Source organism: Marinobacter oulmenensis, from assembly GCF_014201735.1.
GTDB lineage: Bacteria > Pseudomonadota > Gammaproteobacteria > Pseudomonadales > Oleiphilaceae > Marinobacter > Marinobacter oulmenensis.
Genome location: NZ_JACHFE010000005.1, coordinates 1 through 21,979, shown reverse-complemented (window position 1 = coordinate 21,979; position 21,979 = coordinate 1). Strand labels below are relative to the sequence as shown.

The window sequence follows — 21,979 nt, the reverse complement described above, 5'->3', positions numbered from 1 at the left end:
AATTGCAGGTTTCGACATACCAGGGCACGCCATGACCACCGAGGACACCGACATTGACCCGCTCGCCAGCCTGACGCGGCGCTACCGGCAGCAACCCAGAAGCCTGAGCAAACAGGTCCGGGTGCAGCAGGCACTGAGGGTTCTGATCGAGCAGGAGTGGCCGTCCGGGATGAGGCTGCCGCCCCACCGGCGGATCTGCCAGGCTCTGGGGCTGGCTCGCAATACCCTGGCCGGTGCGATCAACCACCTGTTGGAGGAAGGCATCCTGATGACCGGCCACGGCCAGGGCACCTGGACCCATCGTCCGCCCCAGGAGCCGGCTGTACCTTCACGGCCGGCGCTCAGCGGCCTGTCTGGCCGGGCCCGGTCACTGCTCAGCCAGCCGGGCGCGGCGGAAGTGCAGAGTGGTGCCTTTGTGCCGGGTATTCCCGATATCGCGCAGTTTCCCATGCGCAAGTGGCGCCAGCTTTACGCCAGCGTAACGGTCCCCCGCAACGCGCTGCTGCTGTCTTATTCCACGGGTGGCTATGGGCCACTAAAGCGCGCGATCCGGGATTTTCTGCAACGTTGGCGTCATTTTGACTGCGATACCGAACAGATCATCATCACCGAGGGCACCCATAACGGTCTGGAACTCTGTGCTCTGGCGCTGGCGGATACCGGTGACCGGGTCGTAATGGAATCGCCCTGCTACTGGGGCGCACGCAATGTGTTTACCGCCTGTGGTCTGACGCCCGAACTCCTGCCCTGGGTGCCGGGGCAGGGCCACCGGGGGACACTGCCGGCCAACCCCCGGTTGCTGTATCTGACCGGGTCCCAGCACTACCCCCTGAGCGTACCCACCTCCGAGCATGACAAGCAGGCGCTGTGCGATTCGCTCCGGCCGGATTACGTTATTGAGGATGACTACGAGTTCAACGGCCAGCGGGATACGCATCTGGTGTTCGATCCCCGCTCGGAACGCCACATTCTGGCCGGTTCCTTCTCCAAGCTGCTGTTTCCCGGTTTGCGGCTGGGTTATCTGGTGGTGCCCCGCCATCTGGCAGGCGCTATCAGCCGTCTGCGCAGCGAGGTGTTTCGCGAGGGCCGGATGCTGGATCAGGCGGTACTGGCCACATTTCTGGCCAACGGCGACCTGGATGACTGGTACCAGCGTATCCAGAAAGAGTACCTGGCCCGGCAGCAGGTGCTGCATGATCAGCTCAGCCAGGTGGCGGCGATTACCGATATCTCGGCACCCAGCCATGCCATCAGCCTGTGCGCCCGGTTCTCCGAGGATGTGGATGACGTGGCCATTACCCGCCAGTTGTTCCGGCATCATTTCATCGTCAAACCACTGAGTGCGGTCTGCTCCCGGGACGACAACCGAAAAGGGTTGATCATGGGGGTGGGGATGCTGAACCGGGAGTCCCTGCGCAAGGAAGCGTTGCGGTTCCGGCAGGTGCTGGGTGGATTATTGCCATAAATGCGGATAGGGTTTGGAGGTTAGCTTCCTTACTATAACCGTTCTCTTTTCTGCTTCACTGAAGGATACCCTGTGCAGGTTCGCTTACGTTCCCTGTTTTCCTACCTGGCGCTGCTGGCCGCTGTGTTTTCGTTCCTGCCCGGGGCTGCCCTGGCCGGTGCGGCCGCGGTCTGCATTGCTGTGGCCCTGGGCTGGCAGGAGTTGCGGATGGTTCCCCGGGCGGTTTTTTCGGTGGCGCTGCTGGCCTTTTTCTATGCCCTGGTTGCGGAACCGTCGCTGCTGACCGACGGCATGGTGAATGTCACCCGGCTGGCGGGGCTGATTCTCTCGGTGATGCTGCTGTCCCATGTGTTGTCCCGCACCCGTGACCTGAAAAGCATATCCGTCAGCCTGTTTGGCGGTCGCCCTGCCACCCGGTATCTGAGCCTGGCCTACGGCACAACCCTGGTGTCGATACCGCTCAACTTCGGATCGGTGGCGGTTGTGGGCAGCCTGGTGGCCGAACGCCTTCGTCAGGACGGCGACTCGCCGGCCACCCGAAATGCCACCCGGGCAGTGTTGCGGGGTTTTGGTGTCGCCCCGATGTTTTCACCCCTGTCCATTTCTGTAGTTCTGACCCTGACGCTTCTGCCGGGACTGGGCAGCCTGGAACTTCTGACCCTGGCGGTGCCCTTTGCGCTGATCTTTGTACTGGCCGGGTTGCTCTGGCGCGAACCTGAGCCGGCAGCGGATGTTCCGGACCGGGAAGGCGCGGCCGGAGCAGCCAGTTGGCTGAGGTTCACCGGCATTATCGTCGGCATATGTCTGGGTGCTTTTGTTCTCACCCATCAGTTCCAGCTCAGTTATGCCCATGCCGTGACACTTAGTTGCCTCGTGGTGGTTGTTGGTGGCCGACTGTGGGGCTGGTTGCGGGGTGATCGCACGCCGGCGGCCAGTATGGCCAATGTCAGCAATGAGCTGGCCATTGTCGGCGGCTCTGCGTTTATCGGCGCGGTCATCAGCGGCCTGGTGCTGGGCGGCCTGAATGGCAACCCGGATCTTCCCGGCTGGGCCTGGCCGCTACTGGCGGCGGTGCTCCCCTGGGTGTTCTTTGCAGCCGGCCTGGGTGGGGTGAACCCGATCGTGGTTGGCTCTCTGGCGGGTGGCATTCTGGGTTCCATCTGGCCGGAGAGCGCCCTGATCGGCCTGGGTATTGCCATGGTGACCGGCTGGGGGATTACCGCCTTTGGTACGCCCTTCGCCGCCAATGCCCTGCTGATGGAACGCCTGACCGGTTATCGGGCGGTGGATGCGTCTTTGCGCTGGAGTCTGGGGCTGTCCGTACTGGGGCTGCTGATGGCCAGCGTGATGGCGGCCGGGCTCACGGCTGCGCTGGCCTGATTGTCTCCAGGCCACGGGCCAGCGTTGCCCGGGACAGTGCGCCGAAGTGTGTATCCACCAGCTGGCCATCGGCGTTGTAGAACAACGTGGTGGGCAATCCCTGACTGCCAACGGCACTGGCCAGTTCTCCGTCCGGGTCACGATACAGGTTGTTCAGATCCAATGGCTGCTCGTCGATGAACGAACGGATGGTTTCCGCCTGTTCCCGCTGGTTGGCGAAGACAAAGACAATGCCGGTATTGTTCTTCTGGGCCTCCTGCAGGATGGGCATTTCCCGGATGCAGGGCGGGCACCAGGTGGCCCACAGGTTGATCACCATGGGCTTGCCCGGTGCTATGTCGCTGACCGCTGTGGATTTTCCATCAAGGGTGTCCAGAGCCACCGCTGGCAGCCCTCGTGCCTGCTGCTCGATGAGCGTAATGGTTCCAGCTGTGGCGGCCCAGAACAGGGTGCCGGACAGCACGGCAATGCTCAGTGGTCTGCGCGCAGCGGGCCGGCGCCAGAGCAGGAAGGCCACCATGGCAAGGGCACCAATCAGTCCCCAGGTGACATCGAAACCGCCATCCCGGATATCGATGATGCCCAACAGGTTGTCCTGGTATTCCCCGAAGTAGCTCACTACAAACCCCGTCCGGGCCATCACCAGAGCGGCCAGGAAGACATCCGAGACGGGGCCGGCCACCGGCACGCCATAACGCCGGCCGAGCAGGCCGCCCACCACCAAAGCCAGTGCGAAGGCCAGCAGCACCAGAAGGTGTCCGATCGAAAGGCTGATAGGGCCGAGGCTCAGGCTTAACATGGTGTCTCCTGCGATGGGGGTCAGCCCTCTGTGACGTCGCGCGCCCCTGCAAGTTCCCGAAACCTCTTATAGCTATTGCCCGGAGCCTCTGTTATCTTGGCCCCATCCTGCCTCTAGGGATTCCGCAGTTTCCGGCTTCAAGGCCGCCTTGCGAACCATCCAAACGACCTGTCAGAGGACGTCACCCCAGATTTGGCGCGTGACCGTAGTCGTCTTTTAATTCCATGACTGTTCATGGCATCTGCCCGCATTCGTCGACGATGGCGTTCGCGGAGGCAGAACAATCAAGAGTACGCCCTATATGAGTTTTTCTTCCCTCGGCCTGTCCGAGCAACTGGTCCGTGCAACCGCTGACCAGGGTTACGAAACCCCGTCCCCCATCCAGCAACAGGCCATCCCGGCGGTACTGTCTGGCAAGGATGTCATGGCCGCAGCCCAGACCGGCACCGGCAAAACCGCTGGCTTTACCCTGCCGCTGCTGCAACGCCTGGCGGAAAAGCCGCGCACCGGCAAGGGCCCCCGTGCCCTGATCCTGGCGCCGACCCGGGAACTGGCGGCGCAGGTACATGACAGCGTGCACCTGTACAGCCGCTATGTGCCGACCAAAGCCGCCGTCGTCTTTGGTGGCGTCAAAATCAATCCACAGATGATGAAGCTGCGCAAAGGGCTGGACGTGCTGGTCGCCACGCCGGGCCGCCTGCTGGATCTTTACCAGCAGAACGCCGTGCGCTTCGACGAAGTGGAGATCCTGGTGCTGGACGAAGCCGACCGGATGCTCGACATGGGCTTCATCCGGGATATTCGCAAGATTCTCGGCATGCTGCCGGCGAAACGCCAAAACCTGCTGTTCTCGGCCACCTTCTCCAATGAAATCCGCAGCCTGGCCCAGGGCCTGCTGGACAACCCGGTGCAGGTGGAAGTGGCCGCCCGCAACACCACGGCTGAGAAAGTGAAGCAGTCGGTGTATCCGGTAGACCAGAGCCAGAAAACGGCACTACTGAGCAAGCTGGTGCGCGACAACAACTGGGAGCAGGTGCTGGTCTTTACCCGTACCAAACATGGCGCCAACCGCCTGACCCAGAAGCTCGAAAAGGATGGCATTACGGCCGCCGCGATTCATGGCAACAAATCCCAGGGCGCACGCACCCGGGCGCTGGCCAATTTCAAGGCTGGTGAGGTTCGCGTGCTGGTGGCCACAGACATCGCTGCCCGTGGGCTGGATATCAAGCAGTTGCCCCAGGTGGTTAACTTCGAACTGCCCAATGTGCCGGAGGATTATGTGCACCGTATCGGGCGGACCGGCCGTGCCGGCGAGAGTGGCCATGCCCTGTCACTGGTCAGTGCCGATGAAGGCAAGCAACTGGCAGGCATTGAAAAGCTGATCAAAAAGCAGCTACCGCGCCGGGAAGTGGAAGGCTTCGAGCCGAAGAACAATCTGCCCCTGAAGCCAAAGGCGAAAGCCGATCCGTCCAAGGCACGCAACAGCAAACCCCAGGGTGGCAAAGGTCGCAGTTTTGGCCCCAAGCCGTCAGGGCGTAATGGCGGCGGTCGTGGCCGGAGTGGTGGTCAGGGAGGTAACCGGGGGCAGGGCGGTCGTTCCGCTCAGCGCACTGGCTGAAAACCGTTCCCCATAAACAAAAAAGGCGGGGCCGAAGCCCCGCACAGGAGAACGCACCGACCGGCGGTCAACAGACCGTGGAAACCGCCGGAGGTACGGGGATCACAAAGGATCAGAAGTTGTAAGTGAAGCCGATCATGTAAACCATCGGGTCAATTTCAACTTCAAATTCGTCAGTCTTCACTTTGCCACCGGTGCCGTCGTACGCAGTTACTGTGGCGTCGGTGTCGATGTCAGCCCACCATACGGCAGCGTTCAGGCCGAAGTTTTCTGTCAGCATGTAGTCCATACCCACTTCAACGGCAGCACCGATGCTGTCGTCCAGCTCCAGGTCGCTGTAAGCAGCGCCAACAGCACCGTTCAGAGTGTCGCTGGTCTGCTCGTCGAAGAACATGGTGTAGTTAACACCTACGCCGGCGTACGGCTGGAAAGCCGAGGAGGCAGGCATCGGGTAGTACTGCACGGTGATGGTCGGTGGCAGGTGCTTGGTTTCACCCAGGTTTACATCGCCGGACAGATCACCGCCGCCGTTAATGTTGTGGGAGAACGGAGTTGCTGCCAGAACGCCCAGGCCGATGTTGCTGGTGAACATGTAAGTGGCACGCAGACCGAGCTGGGTGTTGGAATCTACAGAAACCTTGGTGTCGGTGCCTGCGCCCAGAAGCGGAGCGCCACCAACGGTGATGGAATCACTGGAATCGTCCGGTGCAACGTGAACCGCGCCACCACGAACGACGAAATCGCCTGCTTCAAAAGCTTGAGCAGCCGGGGCGACAGCCATTACTGCTGCTGCCAGAACGCCAATTTTGAAACCACGGGACATAGCCTTCTCCTCGAATTAATTACTAGCTGATGACTGCAATGTAATGACATCTGTCTTTGGAATCTTGATTTAGCGCAATATTTGCCGGCGGTGGGCTGCAGTTTCTGCGGCGGGTTGATCCACCTCAAGAAAATGGATCTGCTGTGGCTAGTGCGGATAGGCAGGTTTGGGGTGACGTGCCTATTCGGGCACAAAGACATCGCGGATGGTGACTGGGTTGCCCTCGGCGTCACGCACCTGTACGGGCTGAATGGGGCGGCCGCTGGCGCGATCCCTCAGGTCCAGAGGTGAGGGTTCCGGCGCCGGGCTCCATTTGTCACCCCACTGGCGCAGGGCAATCACCACCGGGAACAGGTCCCGGCCTTTCTCCGTCAGGCGGTACTCGAAACGCGACCCATGCTCACCCACATCCACCTTGTGCAATACCTGGTGCTCCACCAGGCGGCCAAGGCGGTTGCACAGAATGTTCTTGGCGATGCCCAGTTCATGCTGGAAATCCACAAAACGGCGGGTGCCGTGCATGGCGTGCAGCACAATCAACAGGGACCACCAGTCGCCCACTTCATTGAGGGCGCGGGCGACGGAGCAGTTGGAGTCATCGAAACGTTTTCTGGCCATGGGGGCAGTGTACGCAAAAAGGGTTGCATCGTGAAACCTTATTGAATAAGGTTGCGTAACGAAACCAGATTAGCGAGGTTGCAAATGACCACAGAGATGAATCTAGGCCCCCTGTTTGAACCGTTTGAGCTGCGCGATCTCAAACTGCGCAACCGTGTGGCCATGGCCCCCATGACCCGGAACTTCTCCCCCGGCGGTGTGCCGGGCGAGAACGTGGTGGACTACTACCGCCGCCGGGCCGAGGCCGGTGTTGGGTTGATCATCACCGAAGGCACCGTGGTCAATCACCCGGCAGCCAACGGTTACCCCGATGTGCCCGCATTTTATGGTGAGCAGGCCCTGGCAGGCTGGAAGAACGTGGTAGATGCCGTGCATAAAGCCGGTGGCACCATTTTCCCCCAACTCTGGCACGTAGGTGCCGTCCGCAAGGAAGGCATGGAGCCGGACCTCTCCGTACCGGGCTACAGCCCCTCCGGCCTCTATGGCCCGGGCAAACCCAACGGCAAGGCAATGACCCGGGAAGACATCCAGGACGTAGTCAAAGCCTTCGGCGAAGCGGCTGCCAACGCCCAGAAGCTCGGCTTTGACGGGGTTGAGATCCATGGTGCCCACGGCTACCTGCTGGACCAGTTCCTGTGGGAAGGCACCAACCAGCGCGATGATGAATACGGCGGCAGCATGGCCAATCGACTGCGCTTCGTGGTGGAAATCGTAGAGGAAGTGCGCCGTCAGGTGGGGCCGGATTACCCGGTGATGCTGCGTTTCTCCCAGTGGAAGATGCAGGATTACGAAGCCAAACTGGCGACCACGCCGGAAGAGCTGGAAGCTTTGCTCAAGCCGCTGTCCGATGCCGGTGTGGATATTTTCCACGCGTCCACACGCCGGTTCTGGGAAGCCGAGTTCGAGGGTTCCAACCTGAACCTGGCGGGCTGGACCCAGAAACTGACGGGCAAACCGGCCATGTCTGTAGGCAGTGTCGGCCTCACCGAAGACTTCATCAGCGGCACCTTTGCCAGCGACAAGCCGTCTGTTCAGCAGTCCGGCATTGATGAGCTGGTTGAACGCATGAACAACCACGAGTTCGAACTGATTGCCGTCGGCCGCGCCCTGCTTCAGGACCCGGAATGGCTGGTCAAGGTTCGTGAAGGTCGGCTCAGTGAAGTGAAGGACTTTTCCAAGAGCGCCCTGGGCGAGCTTTACTGATCCTTCCCGCACACCGGAACTCAAAAAAGCCGCAGACTCCATGAGAGCTGCGGCTTTTTTGTGGGTTCTTGCGCGAAAGGCCCGTTACATCTGGCCGTTTTGCTCGAAGTGGCAATGCCAGCTCAGGGCTTCCTCGAGCAGGTGAGGCGTGTGCATACCCCGGCCGCTGGCGCAGGCGCGTTCGAAGTAGTCCTTGAGCCTGGGCCGGAAATCCGGATGGGCGCATTTTTCGATGATCTCCAGCGCCCGGCGGCGCGGTGGCAAACCGCGAAGATCCGCAAGGCCCTGCTCGGTCACCACGATCTGGACGTCATGCTCGGTATGATCCACGTGGGACACCATGGGCACGATCGTGGAGATGGCTCCGTTGCGGGCGGTGGACGGCGTCATGAAGACCGACAGGTAGCCGTTACGGGCAAAATCCCCGGAACCACCAATGCCATTCATGATGCGAGTGCCCATGACATGGGTTGAGTTGACGTTGCCATAGATGTCGGCCTCGATCATGCCGTTCATGGCAATCACGCCCAGGCGGCGAATCACCTCCGGGTGATTACTGATTTCCTGGGTGCGCAGCACAATCCGGTCCTTGTAGAACTCGATGTTGTCCGCCAGGTCCTGATTGGCTTCCGGGCTCAGGGAGAAGGCCGTGGCCGACGCAGTGGCCAGCTTGCCGGACTTGAGCATCGCCAGCATGCCGTCCTGCAGCACCTCGGTATAGGCGCTCAGGTTATCGAACGGCCCCTCATTCAGCCCCGCCATCACCGCATTGGCGATGTTGCCGACGCCGGATTGCAGCGGCAGCAGGTTTTTCGGCAGTCGCTTCTGCTCGACTTCCTGCTGGAAGAACTTCAGCAGGTGATCGGCGATGCGCCGGGAATTGTCGTCCGGGTCGGCGAATTTGGAGTTGCGGTCCGGGGCGTCGGTTTCCACCACCGCGATGACCTTTTCCGGCGGGCACAGCAGGTACTTCTCGCCAAACCGCTCGTCGGGATGGGTGATGGGAATCGGCTTGCGACGGGGTGGCAGGGCGGTGCCGTAATAGACATCGTGCATGCCTTCCAGACCGGCACTCTGGCCATAGTTGACCTCCAGGATCACCCGGTCGGCCTGATCAATCCACGTCTTGTTGTTGCCAATGGAGGAAGAGGGAATCAGTCGGCCATCCTCGGTAATACCGGCCACCTCAATAACGGCAATGTCCAGCTTGCCGAAAAAACCGGACCACACGTGCTGGGCCACGTGGGACAGGTGAATGTCCATGTAGCTCATCTGGCCGTCATTGATCTTCTGCCGGCAGACCGGGTCGCTCTGATAGGGCAGGCGCATTTCGATGCCGTCCACCTCGGCCAGGGCGCCGTCCAGTTCCGGGGCGGTTGAGGCGCCGGTCCAGACGCTGACGCGGTAATTCTCACCATCTGCCCGCTGCCGGCGAATGTGATCAGCCAGCGCCACTGGCACCGCCTTCGGGTAACCCGCTCCGGTAAACCCGCTCATGCCGACGTTCACGCCGGAGGGGATGAGGGTGGCGGCTTCATCCGCGCTCATCACGCGCTTGCTGAGTTTCGGACAACGGATTCGGGAGGGCGTGGTCATCTGGGCTCCGGTTACTGGTATAGAAAAAACGGAAAATAGCTCGTAATACTACCATATCCGTAGCCAGCTAAGATTATCCATTTGGCTAAGCCCGGTTTGCCGTGAGCCGCCCCGGCTGGGACAATTGAGCCTCATTTCAGAGATCGGGTCGTCATGTCTGCGAATACCATTGAACACAATCGCCAACGCTTTGATTTCGAGGGAGTAGAGGCGATCTGGCTGTTTGGCTATGGTTCACTGATCTACAAGGTGGATTTCCCCTACCTTGAGAAGCGGCCGGCGGCCATTCAGGGCTGGGTACGCCGCTTCTGGCAGGCCTCTCACGACCACCGGGGCACGCCGGAGGCTCCCGGCCGCGTGGTCACCCTGGTGAAGCAGCCCGGCGCCACCTGCCGGGGCATGGCTTACCGGGTATCGCCGGATGTGTTTGAACACCTGGATGTGCGCGAGAAGAACGGCTACCTGCGCTTCAAAACGCCCATGACATTTGATGACAGCAGCCAGGCCGAGGGGCTGGTCTACATCGCCACGGAGGATAACGAAGCCTTCCTGGGAGATGCCCCGGCAACTGATATTGCCCGCCAGATTGCCTCCGCCCACGGGCCTAGCGGCCCCAACAGCGAATACCTGCTGAACCTGGCGTCTTCACTCCGGGAGCTTGGGGCGGAGTGTGAGCATACCTTTGCTATTGAGGCTTGTCTGCCGAGGGAAGCATAGTCACGTCAATCGGCAATAATGCGGGTGCGGGTATTGAAAAAACAGACCTGTTATTTTCCGCCAGCGGGACTTATTGTGAGCTCAGAGTCCAAATCACAGTTCTCCTAACATGCGCTCTTAACAGGCCATCAATGAATATTCGATCCCTCGAAACCTTCTTCTGGATTGCCAAACTGGGCAGTTTCCGCGCTACGGGCGAAAAGCTGTACGCTTCCCAGCCTACCATTTCTTCCCGTATTTCAGGCCTGGAAGACGAACTGGGTGTGGAACTGTTTGATCGCTCCGGGCGCAGTGCAGTTCTCACGGCCAAAGGCCGGGAGTTGCTGATTTACGCTGAGAAAATTCTGGAGCTGCATCAGGAGCTGCTGGAAAAAGTGGCTGACCCGGAATCCATCCATGGCACCATCCGGCTCGGCGTTGCAGAAACCATCGCTTACACCTGGCTGCCCAAGCTGATTGAACGGATCAACGAAACCTATCCTGCGATCAATCTGGAGCTGGATGTGGATATCTCCGTCAGCCTCGCCGAGAAGCTCATCAAGCGGGAAATAGACATCGCCTTTCTGATTGGCGACGTTCGTCACGAGGGGGTTGTCACCAAGCCCTTCTGCAGCTATTCACTCACCTGGGTCGCTAGCAAAAAAATAGCTTTGCCGGAAACGCAACTCAGCCTCGCGCAATTGGCTGAGATCCCCATCATCACTTACCCCCGCATGAGTGAACCCCACACCCATATCCGCTCACTGATCCACCCGGTGGGGCGTTCCATTCAGTTGCATTCCAGTTCTTCGCTTTCCACCATTATCCGGATGACAGTAGACGGCATGGGTGTCAGCGCCTTGCCACGAGAGATTGTTACCAGCGAGCTTGAAGCGGGAAAACTGCGTGAGTTCGAAGTGGAAGCCAGTGTTCCCGATCTGGAGTTCAACATTGCCTATATGACCGCTCCCGGCGGCTATGTGGTGCGGGCCATTGCCGACCTTTCGCTCTCTCTGGTCGCGGCTGAGCACGAATAATAATGATGCAATGTTCAACTAATCAGCTTTTTTAATCACTTTAAATTTTAAATATCGATTGGAACTGATCATTACTTTTGCCTTAATGTAGGTATAAACCATTACAAGGCGAAAAAATGAACAGCTCCAACCCATCCCCAGCTCGCACTGTCCGGCTTGAGGCTCGTGATGGTCGCCTAACCGGCCCAACCGCCGGTCTGGCCAGCGGCTTCGTTCAGGTCAATCTGGTGATCCTGCCGGAAGCCCAGGCGAATGGTTTTTTGCGTTTCTGCCAGGCCAACCCGAAGCCGTGCCCGCTGATTGCCGTCAGTGAACCCGGCCAGCGAAGCTGTGAGGTTCTGGCGAAGGAGCTGGATATCGCCCGCGATGTTCCGGCTTACTGTGTTTACCGCCATGGTGAGTTAGCCGCTACACCTGTCGATGTCTCTGACCTCTGGCAGGACGATCTGGTGACCTTTGCGCTGGGCTGCTCGTTCAGCTTTGAGCATGCCCTGGTACAGGGCGGCGTTGCGGTTCGTCACATTGACGAGGGGCGCAACGTGCCGATGTTCAAAACCTCCATTCCGCTGCAAACCGCCGGAGGATTTTCCGGTCAGACGGTGGTATCAATGCGCCCATTCCTGGCCACTGAAGCAATTCGCGCCATTCAAATCACCACGCGGTACCCGCAGGCCCATGGCGCGCCCGTGCACTTTGGTGATCCGGCGCAAATTGGCATTTCTGATCTAATGAAACCGGACTATGGTGACCCGGTATCTGTTCATGCAGATGAAACGCCGGTTTTCTGGGCATGCGGGGTCACTCCCCAACAAGTACTGATGGATGCCGGCGTTCCGTTTGCCATTACCCACAGTCCCGGTCATATGCTGGTAACCGATATTCCAGAGAGCCAGGTTGCCTTGCTGTAGTCCCTGACAACAGAAAGAGAAGAGGAAATTTTATGATCAATAAAAAACAAACCATCGCTGCGACCGCGTTTGCACTTGCATTGGCGGGTCAGGCTTCTGCTCAGGAAATAGACAACACCAGCATTGCCTATGTTGGCAGTTGGAGCAGTCTGTCGTTGTATCAGAATTTCGAGAATCCATTCTGGAGCTCGCATATTCCCGAGGCGTCCGGTGGCAACATTTCCACCACCGTGACCACCTTTGACCAAATGGGTCTCGGTGGTGGAGAGGTGTATCGCCTCATGGCACGCAACGTCATCGAAGTGACCTCTACCGTGGCAGACTATGCGGTTCAGGACGCACCAGAGCTCGAGGGGCTGGACATGCCCATGATCGCACCGGATGTGGAAACCGCCCGCAAAGTTGCCGAGGCTTACAAGCCGGTTCTGGACGAAGCCTTCAGTGAACGCTTTGACGGCGCCAAGGTCCTGGCCGTCGCCCCGTATCCGTCACAGGTCGTGTTCTGCAACGTTGAAATAAGCAGCCTGGCCGACCTCAAAGGCAAGAAAGTACGTGCCAGCGGCCGGACAACCGCCGAGTTCCTTGAGGCACTGGGCGCCGAGGGCATCACACTTAACTACAGTGAAGTGCCGGGTGCTCTTCAGCGTGGCGTTATCGATTGCGCCGTCACCGGCTCGCTGTCTGGCTATAGCTCTGGTTGGTATGAAGTGGCTACGCACCTGTACCCCCTGCCGGTCGGTGGCTGGGACCACGTGGTGACAGCGATGAATGGCAAGAAATGGCAGTCCCTGTCTCCGGAGACCCAGGAATGGCTGCTCAAGGAAATGAAGGAAAACTACGAAGCGCCCGTCTGGGCCTCTGCGGTTGATGAGACCAAAGAAGGTATTGCCTGCCTGACCGGTGAGGGCGAATGCACCCGCGGTGAGCCGGGCAACATGGTGCTGGTAGAGGCAACGGACAGCGATTTCGAGCAAGTATCCCGGCATCTGGAAGAAACCCTGCTGCCAAACTGGGCGGCCCGGGTTGACCAGCGCTGGGTGGATCGCTGGAACGAAACCATTGGCAGCGTCACCGGCCTCAAAGCCTCCAAGTAACTTCTCCCAATCCCGCAGAAACAAAGAACGGGCTGTGTGTATCAGCCCGTTCTGGAGACCCCTATGTTGGAACAGATCACTTCCGGGCTAGACCGGATTCTTCAGGGCGTTCAGTCAGGGTCTCTCTGGTTGGCCAGAGCGGGCGGCGTTCTGATTCTTCTGACGGTGATCCTGGTGACCCTGGAAATCCTGTCCCGGCAATTTCTTGGTCGCTCAAACCTGCATGCGACCGAGATCACCGGTTATGTGATGGCCATCAGTACCAGTTGGGCCTTTGCTTACACCCTGGTGCGAAAGGCCCACATCCGTATTGATGCACTTTACCTGAAGTTGCCCGTGGGCGTTCGGGGTGTGCTGGATCTGATCGCCTTGCTGTCACTGGCGCTTTTCTGCGTTCTGGTGGTGGGTGCCGCCTTCGGGGTTGCTGAGCACTCATACACCGGCGGGGCCCGGGCAAACACGCCGCTGGGCACACCGGTCTGGATTCCCCAGGCGCTTTGGTTGCTTGGCCTGGTCTGGTTCTCCATCGCGGTAATGTTGATGTCATTGCGTGTCATTCTGAGCCTGCTGGGCGGCCAGATGAACGACGTTCAGCACCTGGCAGGCAGTCCGACGCTGGATGAGCAAATCAGCGAAGAGAACAAGGAAACTTACTGATGATTCTGATCACTCTGATTGTGCTGCTGGTGCTTCTGCTGCTGAGTGTTCCGGTAGCCGCCACCCTGATTGTCCTGGGCTTGTTTCTTGACGAGTTTTTCTCACCGTTCCCGCTGGTTAACGCCATGGGCGACGTACTCTGGTCGGCCTCCAACAGCTTTCTGTTGATTGCCATCCCGCTGTTTATTCTGCTGGGCGAGATTCTGGTGCGTACCGGCATCGCCAAAGGCACTTACCAGGCGCTTGAGAGTTGGTTCTCTTGGCTTCCCGGTGGCCTGCTGCACGCCAACCTGGGCACCGCGACGCTGTTCTCTGCCACCTCCGGTTCGAGTGTGGCGACGGCTGCCACGATTGGGACCGTAGCCATCCCTCAGGGCAAGGAACTCAACTACGACCAGCGTCTGTTCACCGGGTCCATCGCTGCAGGTGGCACCCTTGGCATCATGATTCCGCCGTCAATCAACCTTATTGTTTACGGCTTCCTGACCGAAACCCCCATCCCCCAGCTGTTCGCTGCAGGCATGATCCCCGGGCTGTTACTGGCCTTGTTGTTCGTGGTTGGCACCGCGATGATTTGTCTTTGGCGACCCTCTCTGGGCGGCCCGAGCACCCATCACACCTGGGGCGAAAGGTTTTCCGGTCTGAGGCATCTGATCCCGGTTCTGGTGCTGTTCGGTATTGTTGTGGGGTCGATCTACGCCGGCTGGGCAACCCCCACAGAAGCAGCGTCCCTCGGCGTTATCGGTGCCATGGTGATTGCTGCAATCATGGGCAAACTGAATAAATCGGTGATCCTGGAAGCCTTGGAAGGCACCATGCGAACCACCGGCATGATCATGCTGATCATAATGGCATCCTACTTCCTGAATTTTGTATTGGCCTCTGCCGGTATTACCCGTGAGCTGACCTCATTTCTGGAAGCGGCCGGTCTTGGCCCCTATTTAACGCTGCTGTTGGTCATCGCCCTGTACATCATCCTGGGTTTCTTCATAGAAACGCTATCGCTGATGGTGATCACAATTCCGATTGTGGCTCCGATCATCATCGGCATGGGTTTTGACCCCGTCTGGTTTGGCATCCTGCTGATCCTGCTCATTGAGATGGCACTGATTACACCGCCCGTCGGGCTCAACCTTTATGTGGTTCAAGGCGTGCGCCAGGGCGGCTCCTTCAACGATGTGATGGTCGGAGCTCTGCCATACGTCGCAATGATGCTACTGATGGCGGCCGCGCTGGTGCTGTTCCCCTCAATCGCCCTGTTCCTGCCGGAACTGCTGAATTAACCCTGATCAACGCACAACAACAGGAGACTTGTGATGACTGAGTTCCAACTGGCTGAGACCGGTGAAACGCTGAAGGTTGCCATCAACCAATTGATTATTGCCGGCTGGGCGGGGCGTGAGCAGGCCGGCATTGATGAACATATTGAAGAACTCAAAGCCATCGGGGTTGCCCCGCCTTCCAGCACGCCATTGTTCTACCGCGTATCGGCGGGGCTGGCGACCAGTGATGGAAACGTGCAATTTCTGGGTAATGAGACCAGTGGTGAGATCGAGGTTCTGCTGATTGGCACCAAGCGCGGCACCCTCGTAGGCATCGGCTCTGATCATACCGACAGGGAAGCTGAGGCCTGGTCGGTTGCCCACTCCAAACAGGTGTGTGCCAAGCCGGTTGGCTCTCAGGTCTGGTGGCTGGCCGACGTTATTGAACATTGGGACCAGTTGCAGTTGGCGTCCTTCGCCACCATCGATGGCGAAGAGGTGGCGTATCAGGAAGGCAGTGTAACTGGCTTGCTGCACCCGAAGGATCTGCTTGGCCGTTTTGGCCTGGATAAAACCGAGTTGCCCGAGGGCCAGGCAATGCTCTGTGGCACCCTGCCGGTAATGGGCGGCGTTCGCCCGGCCCAGGCCTTCCGGATGGTGCTGACAGACCCGGTCAAAGGTCGTGCTCTGGAACACGCTTACAACATTGAAACCCTATCGGTGGTGAAATGACGCAGTCTGGATCCAAGCCTCTCAAGCCGTTACCTGCGGAGTCCCTCGCAGACCTTCTGGAGGGCCTGAAAACCGGCCAATGGCAAGCGGCTGACCTGTTGGAAACCTGCCTGAACAACATCGACAATGGCGATGACCCGGACCGGCAGATCTACACCAGCCGTTTTGATTGCCAGGCGGTAGCGCAAGCCCGGTCGGTGGACACTTTGCGGAGTGCACAGGCGCCGGTAGGCGAGCTGGCTGGCCTGCCCATCGCCCTGAAGGTGCTGTTTGACGTGGCCGGCGAGGTCACCCACGCAGGCAGCCGATGGTGGAAGAGCCCGGCCGAGGCCGATGCCCTTATCGTATCCCGCCTGCGCAGCGCCGGAGCCGTGATCACCGGGCACACGAACATGACCGAGTTTGCCTATTCCGGGCTGGGCATTAACCCCCACTACGGTACGCCAGACAACCCCATCGCACCGGGCCGGATTCCCGGAGGCTCCTCCTCGGGGGCGGCGGTCGCCGTGGCCCGCAACATGGCCGCCGCCGCCATCGGGTCTGACACCGGCGGTTCCGTCCGCATTCCAGCCGCCTTCTGTGGCCTGGTCGGTTTCAAACCCTCACAGCAACGCATCCCACGCAACGGCTCGTTCCCGTTGTCCGACAGCCTGGATTCAATTGGCCCCATGGCTCGAACCGTGGACTGTTGCGCCCGGCTTGATGCCGTCCTTGCCGGCCAACGCACACAGCCGCTGATGCCGCGGTCACTGGCCAGCCTGCGCTTCGCCGTTCCGGCCAATTACATGCTCGACGACGTTTCGCCGGAGATTGCAGAAGCCTTCACCGCGAGCCTGAAGCGGCTTCGTGAGGCCGGCGCGCGCATCGATGAGGTAGCGGTTCCTGTGCTCGATAGCTTGCCAGAGCTGCTGGAAGGTGGCGGCTTTACCGCTGCAGAAAGTTACCATCTTCACCGGGAATGGCTGGCCACGCACGGAGACCAGTACGACCCCCGGGTTCGCGTCCGGATCGAGCGCGGCGCTGCCCTTAGTGCCGCCGATTACATTGAGTTGCTCAAGTGCCGGCAACACCGCACTCAACAGGCAGACCAATGGCTGTCTGCCTACGACGGACTGCTCGCGCCCACCGTGCCGGTTGCGCCGCCTCGCATTGACGAGCTCATTCAGGACGAAGATTATGGCCGCCTGAACCTCCTGGTGCTGCGCAATCCAACCGTCGCCAACCTGTTGGATTTGAGCGCGATTACCATCCCGAACCACCAGCCGGGGGCGCTGCCGTCAGGCCTGATGCTGGTTGGCAGGAACGGCGCGGACCGGGACCTGCTCGCCATCGCAGCCGGACTTGAGAAGACCCTCGAAACCGCATGCTGAGCGTTCTGGTTGCAAAACTGGTGGCGACCGCCGCCGTGGTGATCGGTGTGTCGGTGGCGGTCGGCAGGATGGGCCCACGGCTTGGCGGCATTCTGGCAGGAACGCCGATCATTCTGGGCCCCGGCTATTTCTTCATGCTGCAGGAGCGTTCCACCGACTTCCTGCAAGCCGCCGCCCTGTCGACGCTGCATGCGCTCATTGCCACGCTGGTGTTTGCCATCTGTTTTGTCCTAGTCGCCGGACGCTTTGGCATTTTCACCAGCCTGGTCCTGGCAACGGGCAGTTGGATTCCCGCCTCCCTGTTATTTTCCCTGCTCCCCGGGGGAGTCTGGGGCGGTCTCCTGGTCTATGGGCTGGTGCTCCTGATTGCCGAAATGATCCGCCGCCGATTGAACCTGAAACAAACCGTCGTGGTTGCCAGATCCGGCTGGTTTGATTTGTTACTGAGAGGATTGCTGGCCGGTATCCTGGTGAGCATTGCAACCACCGTGGCCGCAAAGTCCGGGCCTTTCCTTTCCGGTATATTGGTCGGGTTTCCGGTGGGGCTGTTCACCATTGGCTGGACACTGTATGAACGTTACGGCCCCGATGTCGCGAGGGCGACCGTGAGCATGGCCCAGAAAGGCATGCTTAGCCTCGTGGCCTTTGCGGTGGCATTGGCACTGACGGTAGAAATCTTGCCACCAATGGCCACCTTCGCCACGTCCCTGTTGGCCTCCATTGCGGTGACCCTGGGTATTTTTGCCATTAGCCGGTGGCGGACAACGGTTCGTTGACTGGCTGGAGGCTGAAGCGCAGCGCTTCTGGCAGCAGATGACCTAGTCGTTTATATGCCGCAGAATGAAGGCAATACGCGCATCAATATTGCATCGTGGGACTTCCAGCGTTTTATATCCCCATTGCGAATACCACCCTTTCATACCCTCGAATACCTCGACAGACTCCGCAAACGTTTGGTCACGTTCGGAATCTGTCTCGTAAATGTCCTTCCAGGGCGGCAGAGGAAAAACAACGCTGTAGGAGTGGATTAGGCCCGTTCACTTAACGCCAATTTCACTCCAAGCGCAGCGAAACTGCCCGCAAAGAATTTTTGAATAACCAGGCTTAACGTTTCCGAGCCGACAATGAATCGGCTAAAGCTATTGGCTAAAAGGCCATAGGCCACGAATACCACGAATGTCATCAGCATGAACGCCCCCCCAAGCACTAACATGCCAATAAGCGGCTGCTGGGCGGATGAAGGGATAAATTGCGGTAAAAAAGCAAGGAAGAAAATGGACAACTTCGGGTTGAGGATATTGATTAAAAAACCTTTTGCCGCGATGGAAGCGGCTGAGCTTTCATTATCGTTGTGCTTAACCGACAAAGGAGAAGACGATCTCCACATAACCCAGGCCAGATAGAGTAAGTACAAAGCGCCGATATACTTAACGACCTGAAAGGCGAGGGCGCTGGCATGAAATAGGGCTGCAAGGCCAAAAGTACTGGCGAGCAGAGCGGGGAGGATTCCACACGTACAGCCCAGAGCCGCAAAAAGGCTGGCACGCTTATTAACGAATAAACCGGTTGCAACCGTATAAAGCACACCGGTGCCGGGAATAAGGACAACGACAAGTGAGGTGAGCAAAAATTCGATGGAGATCATCTTATAAACATCCCTGTTTCCGTTGCGCAGCTGATTAGAGCTTTCCGCCCGTTGGCGTCTCGACAAGTATTCCCATGGTGTCAGGTCCGGAACTGAACAACAATCGATTGAAGCTCGCTCGCCATCCGGGTGAGATCCCGCCCCGCCGTGGCCGTTTCCTCTGCGCCCTGGGCGGTTTGTTCGGTCATACTGTTGAGCCGGACAATGTTCGAGTTGATCTCCTCCGTCACGCCGACCTGCTGTTCCGACGCGCTGGCGATCTGCGTGGCCATGTCGTTAATCGACGACATAACCTGGGTAATAGTCGCAAGCTTGGTGCCTGCTCCGGCGGCAAACTCCACCGTTTTGCTGACCTGCTTGCGGTTATTGTCCATCGAAATGACGGCTTCCTGAGAGACCGACTGCAGCTTGCCGATCATGTCATCAATTTCCTGGGTCGATGTATGAGTCCTCGAGGCCAGCGCCCGGACTTCGTCGGCAACAACCGCAAAGCCACGACCATGCTCGCCTGCCCGCGCCGCCTCAATGGCAGCATTAAGCGCCAGCAGGTTCGTCTGTTCGGCAATGGACTGGATCACCTGAAGCACGCCGCCAATGGTCGAACTGGTCTCTTCCAGCCGTTTTATGGCCTGAGTTGATGCTTCTATCTCGTCGGAAAGCAGGGAGATTTGATCAATGCTTCGTTCAACCGTTGACCGGCCTTCGCTGGCGTGTTCGTTCGCCTCGGCGACGGCGTTGGCCGTGTCGCTGATATTACGGGCGATCTCCTGGGCGGTCGCAGACATTTCGTGTATAGCGGCGGAAAGCTGACCGGTTTCGCTGCCCTGGCCGTTGATCGTCCGGGCGGTCTGTTCGGTGATCACCGACATTTCCTCAGAGGCAGCCGCCAGCTCCGCTGTGATGTTTTTAATCTGGTCGATCATCGCCAGCAGTTGCTGACGCATGCCATTCATCGCGTCCAGCAACTCGCCGACCTCGTCGCTGCTGTCTACGACGATTTCCTGGGACAAATCACCCGAAGCCGTGAGGATGGCTTTCCGGATGCCTTTTATAATGGCATTGGCCACCACCCAGCTCACCAGAAGACCCAGAACAATACTGGTGACAACCAGGATCAGCGTCATGTTGAGTGCGCTCTTCTCGTGGTCCGTCGCAACGGCGGCGCTCCGTTGAGTGAAAGCAACGATCTCGTGCTGCAGATCCTCCAGGGCATTATCAAGCTCTTCGGCATGGGCATCGATCTGCGCCGACAACGAGCGGAGGGCATCAAAGTCCATCCTCAGCAGCGCCCCAAAGGCCTGCTCGACCTCCCGTTCAAATGCCTTATGGCTTTCAGTAATGGTGGTGATCGCGCCGTCAATCTTCTCGAACTCCTGTCTGGAGCGCCCATTCGAGGTTTCACCCGCTGCCATCGCAATGTTGTGCGCGCGCTCGAGTTCCTCATCGACAGCCACCGATAGCGTCCGGAATCTATCCATCGAGTCTTTCACTGACGTACTGTTCGCGCCGTCGGAGAAAGCAAAGCGCACCGCGTTCCCGTAGGCAATCGTCTGCTCCAACTGGTGAACCGTCACTCCAGAGATGACCTGGGTGAGGGGAAGGTCTTTCTCGGATATCAGGGTCAACTCCTTTCCGATACTCGCCATGGAATAAAGGGTGTAACCAGAGCTGATTGAGAAGATCAGAAGAATCAGGACGGCGGTCCCGACAATTTTTGTTCGGAGATTCAGGGCGTTAAGAAAATGAGTCACGGGCTCTACTCCAGGGCCACGCCCGACAACTCAATTTCCTTGCATCCGATCTATCCGGCTTGTTGCCTGGAAGTTCCCCAAATCCCTCTAGCCCCTCGTGTCGGGCCTGAGAGGGCGATATCTTGAGATTATCCCGGCCGGTAATAGTTTGTAAAACTAATTAGTGCAATCTTTTGTGGATTAAACGCAAAACATTGTGAAAGCCATAACAACCTAAACAGGTTTTCCTGGTAGCGCTGGACTTCCCGCAGTTGGCGCGGGGTAACTATCGCGCTCTTGGAGCCAAAGGTGAGGGCAGGCCACATGATCGGGTACGGAAAGCTGGCATTAGGCAAATGGTTTGATTCAGGGAATGGATACCACAGCCGCCTGTTATAACGCTCTACCCCGTTTACACTTTGAGCATGCGCGGCAATCAACTGCTCAGCTTCGCTTGAGACCGGGGGCAACTAGCCTGGGCCAGCGTGGATGGCCTTGTCAGCATCCTTTATCTCATGTTGGCTAAAAACCTGAATACCATGCCGACGCAGCAACGCGACCGTAACCCCGATACCAGGAGTCCGATTACCTGAAAAGCTACCATCATAGATGAAAGAGCTGCCGCAAGAAGGACTAGACTCAGCCAGTACGGCTATCTCAATGTTGAACTTTTTGCACAGCTCCAAGGCAATGGAGGCACCTGCAATGAAATCGTCGGTGACGACATTTCCGCCTTTTTCAATAACGTCGGTTTCACCATCTAACACCGTGTTCCCGTTACCCTGGACAATCTCGGCGGGTTTCCTGGGAATGCTCATCCCAGCCTCAACTTCCGGGCAAACTGAAACGATCCGGCCTTCAGATACCCACCTCTCCACAAGTTGATCATGCACCGAAAGGCTTCCACCGTCATATCTAACCTTTTTCCCTAAAAGGCAGGCACTCATTAGTACTTTTTTCAAATTACTAGCCCCCAGGGTTGCGGTGCTCACGTTGTTATGTGCTGGCGGATTGGTACCGACGTCTAGATCACTTGGTACTCGCGGCAAGACGCACACCTAAGGTCACGAATAGAGCGCCAAGGCCTCGATCCAGCCAAAGCCCAACCTGCCGATTTTTATTAAGGAATGAACCCAGCCGAGACCCTGCCAGAACCAAGGGCGGTTCTATAAAAGCGGCCACAACGATTATGAGGCTCCCGTGAAGAAAGAGCTGAGCGCCACTGGAACCAGCCCCCTCGACAACGAACTGTGTAGTGGTCAACTAATCCCGGACAGTATTTTAAGGTTTTCCTCAGCAACAACGGGCGAAATGCCGTCATTGAATGTGTGAGGTCGCTGCCGGTT

At 58.6% G+C, this 21,979-nt stretch carries 21 protein-coding genes; 13 read left to right on the top strand and 8 right to left on the bottom strand.

All coding sequences use genetic code 11. The features are described 5' to 3' along the window. The first annotated feature begins 31 nt into the window (after positions 1-31). Both HNR38_RS10300 and HNR38_RS10295 read left to right on the top strand, forming a co-directional pair. Positions 32-1,465: an aminotransferase-like domain-containing protein gene (locus tag HNR38_RS10300; protein ID WP_183703438.1), complete on the top strand. Its 1,434-nt coding sequence runs from the start codon at positions 32-34 to the stop codon at positions 1,463-1,465. Between the two features lie 72 nt (positions 1,466-1,537). After that, positions 1,538-2,845 (top strand): hypothetical protein, encoded by a 1,308-nt coding sequence (locus tag HNR38_RS10295; RefSeq protein WP_183703435.1) that lies wholly within the window; start codon positions 1,538-1,540, stop codon positions 2,843-2,845. Here the strand turns inward: HNR38_RS10295 and HNR38_RS10290 are convergent. Next, positions 2,826-3,644: a TlpA disulfide reductase family protein gene (locus tag HNR38_RS10290; RefSeq protein WP_183703432.1), complete on the bottom strand. Its 819-nt coding sequence runs from the start codon at positions 3,642-3,644 to the stop codon at positions 2,826-2,828. The two genes, HNR38_RS10295 and HNR38_RS10290, sit on opposite strands and share 20 nt — an antisense overlap. Before the next feature lie 301 nt (positions 3,645-3,945). Here HNR38_RS10290 and HNR38_RS10285 point away from each other — a divergent pair, with 301 nt between their 5' ends. Then, positions 3,946-5,262 (top strand): DEAD/DEAH box helicase, encoded by a 1,317-nt coding sequence (locus HNR38_RS10285; RefSeq protein ID WP_183703430.1) that lies wholly within the window; start codon positions 3,946-3,948, stop codon positions 5,260-5,262. Between the two features lie 112 nt (positions 5,263-5,374). Here HNR38_RS10285 and HNR38_RS10280 read toward each other — a convergent pair whose 3' ends face one another. Continuing rightward, on the bottom strand, positions 5,375-6,085 hold the full coding sequence (locus HNR38_RS10280; RefSeq protein WP_183703427.1) for an OmpW/AlkL family protein: 711 nt from the start codon (positions 6,083-6,085) through the stop codon (positions 5,375-5,377). 180 nt (positions 6,086-6,265) lie between these two features. After that, positions 6,266-6,703: a winged helix-turn-helix transcriptional regulator gene (locus HNR38_RS10275; protein WP_183703424.1), complete on the bottom strand. Its 438-nt coding sequence runs from the start codon at positions 6,701-6,703 to the stop codon at positions 6,266-6,268. A 96-nt stretch (positions 6,704-6,799) separates the two neighbouring features. On the opposite strand from HNR38_RS10275, the gene HNR38_RS10270 reads away from it, so the two are divergent. Next, on the top strand, positions 6,800-7,906 hold the full coding sequence (locus HNR38_RS10270) for an NADH:flavin oxidoreductase (RefSeq protein ID WP_183704315.1): 1,107 nt from the start codon (positions 6,800-6,802) through the stop codon (positions 7,904-7,906). 84 nt (positions 7,907-7,990) lie between these two features. Here the strand turns inward: HNR38_RS10270 and scpC are convergent, their stop codons facing one another. Then, entirely contained in the window at positions 7,991-9,502 is a 1,512-nt protein-coding gene (scpC, locus tag HNR38_RS10265; protein WP_183703421.1) for a succinyl-CoA:acetate CoA-transferase ScpC, read from the bottom strand. 153 nt (positions 9,503-9,655) lie between these two features. Here scpC and HNR38_RS10260 point away from each other — a divergent pair, with 153 nt between their 5' ends. The 9 genes from HNR38_RS10260 to HNR38_RS10220 all read left to right on the top strand — a co-directional run bounded on the left by HNR38_RS10260 (position 9,656) and on the right by HNR38_RS10220 (position 18,034). Further along, positions 9,656-10,219 (top strand): gamma-glutamylcyclotransferase, encoded by a 564-nt coding sequence (locus tag HNR38_RS10260; RefSeq protein ID WP_183703419.1) that lies wholly within the window; start codon positions 9,656-9,658, stop codon positions 10,217-10,219. Between the two features lie 131 nt (positions 10,220-10,350). Beyond that, the gene (locus tag HNR38_RS10255) at positions 10,351-11,235 is read left to right on the top strand and encodes a LysR family transcriptional regulator (RefSeq protein WP_183703416.1); all 885 of its coding nucleotides are present in this window, start codon (positions 10,351-10,353) and stop codon (positions 11,233-11,235) included. A 116-nt stretch (positions 11,236-11,351) separates the two neighbouring features. Then, on the top strand, positions 11,352-12,143 hold the full coding sequence (locus tag HNR38_RS10250) for a putative hydro-lyase (RefSeq protein WP_183703413.1): 792 nt from the start codon (positions 11,352-11,354) through the stop codon (positions 12,141-12,143). Positions 12,144-12,175: 32 nt separating this feature from the next. Next, the gene (locus tag HNR38_RS10245; RefSeq protein ID WP_183703410.1) at positions 12,176-13,237 is read left to right on the top strand and encodes a TRAP transporter substrate-binding protein; all 1,062 of its coding nucleotides are present in this window, start codon (positions 12,176-12,178) and stop codon (positions 13,235-13,237) included. A gap of 63 nt (positions 13,238-13,300) precedes the next feature. After that, positions 13,301-13,894: a TRAP transporter small permease subunit gene (locus HNR38_RS10240; RefSeq protein ID WP_183703407.1), complete on the top strand. Its 594-nt coding sequence runs from the start codon at positions 13,301-13,303 to the stop codon at positions 13,892-13,894. Next, a complete protein-coding gene (locus tag HNR38_RS10235) occupies positions 13,894-15,177 on the top strand; it encodes a TRAP transporter large permease (RefSeq protein ID WP_183703404.1) in 1,284 nt (427 codons plus the stop codon). Before HNR38_RS10240 ends, HNR38_RS10235 begins: the two co-directional genes overlap by 1 nt. A gap of 33 nt (positions 15,178-15,210) precedes the next feature. After that, positions 15,211-15,888, top strand: a complete 678-nt coding sequence (locus HNR38_RS10230) for a DUF2848 domain-containing protein (protein WP_183703401.1) — start codon at positions 15,211-15,213, stop codon at positions 15,886-15,888. Beyond that, the gene (locus HNR38_RS10225) at positions 15,885-17,258 is read left to right on the top strand and encodes an amidase (RefSeq protein WP_183703399.1); all 1,374 of its coding nucleotides are present in this window, start codon (positions 15,885-15,887) and stop codon (positions 17,256-17,258) included. Before HNR38_RS10230 ends, HNR38_RS10225 begins: the two co-directional genes overlap by 4 nt. Further along, positions 17,252-18,034, top strand: a complete 783-nt coding sequence (locus HNR38_RS10220; protein ID WP_183703395.1) for a hypothetical protein — start codon at positions 17,252-17,254, stop codon at positions 18,032-18,034. The genes HNR38_RS10225 and HNR38_RS10220 overlap by 7 nt, the downstream gene beginning before the upstream one ends. 42 nt (positions 18,035-18,076) lie before the next feature. On the opposite strand, the gene HNR38_RS17615 is transcribed toward HNR38_RS10220, so the two are convergent. The 4 genes from HNR38_RS17615 to HNR38_RS10200 form a co-directional block, all read right to left on the bottom strand. After that, on the bottom strand, positions 18,077-18,286 hold the full coding sequence (locus HNR38_RS17615; RefSeq protein ID WP_183704313.1) for an AAA family ATPase: 210 nt from the start codon (positions 18,284-18,286) through the stop codon (positions 18,077-18,079). Then, positions 18,286-18,903, bottom strand: a complete 618-nt coding sequence (locus tag HNR38_RS10210; RefSeq protein WP_183703392.1) for a LysE family translocator — start codon at positions 18,901-18,903, stop codon at positions 18,286-18,288. The genes HNR38_RS17615 and HNR38_RS10210 overlap by 1 nt, the downstream gene beginning before the upstream one ends. Before the next feature lie 80 nt (positions 18,904-18,983). Further along, entirely contained in the window at positions 18,984-20,654 is a 1,671-nt protein-coding gene (locus tag HNR38_RS10205) for a methyl-accepting chemotaxis protein (protein ID WP_183703389.1), read from the bottom strand. Positions 20,655-21,103: 449 nt separating this feature from the next. After that, positions 21,104-21,595: a 2-thiouracil desulfurase family protein gene (locus HNR38_RS10200; RefSeq protein ID WP_221275779.1), complete on the bottom strand. Its 492-nt coding sequence runs from the start codon at positions 21,593-21,595 to the stop codon at positions 21,104-21,106. Positions 21,596-21,979 lie beyond the last annotated feature (384 nt).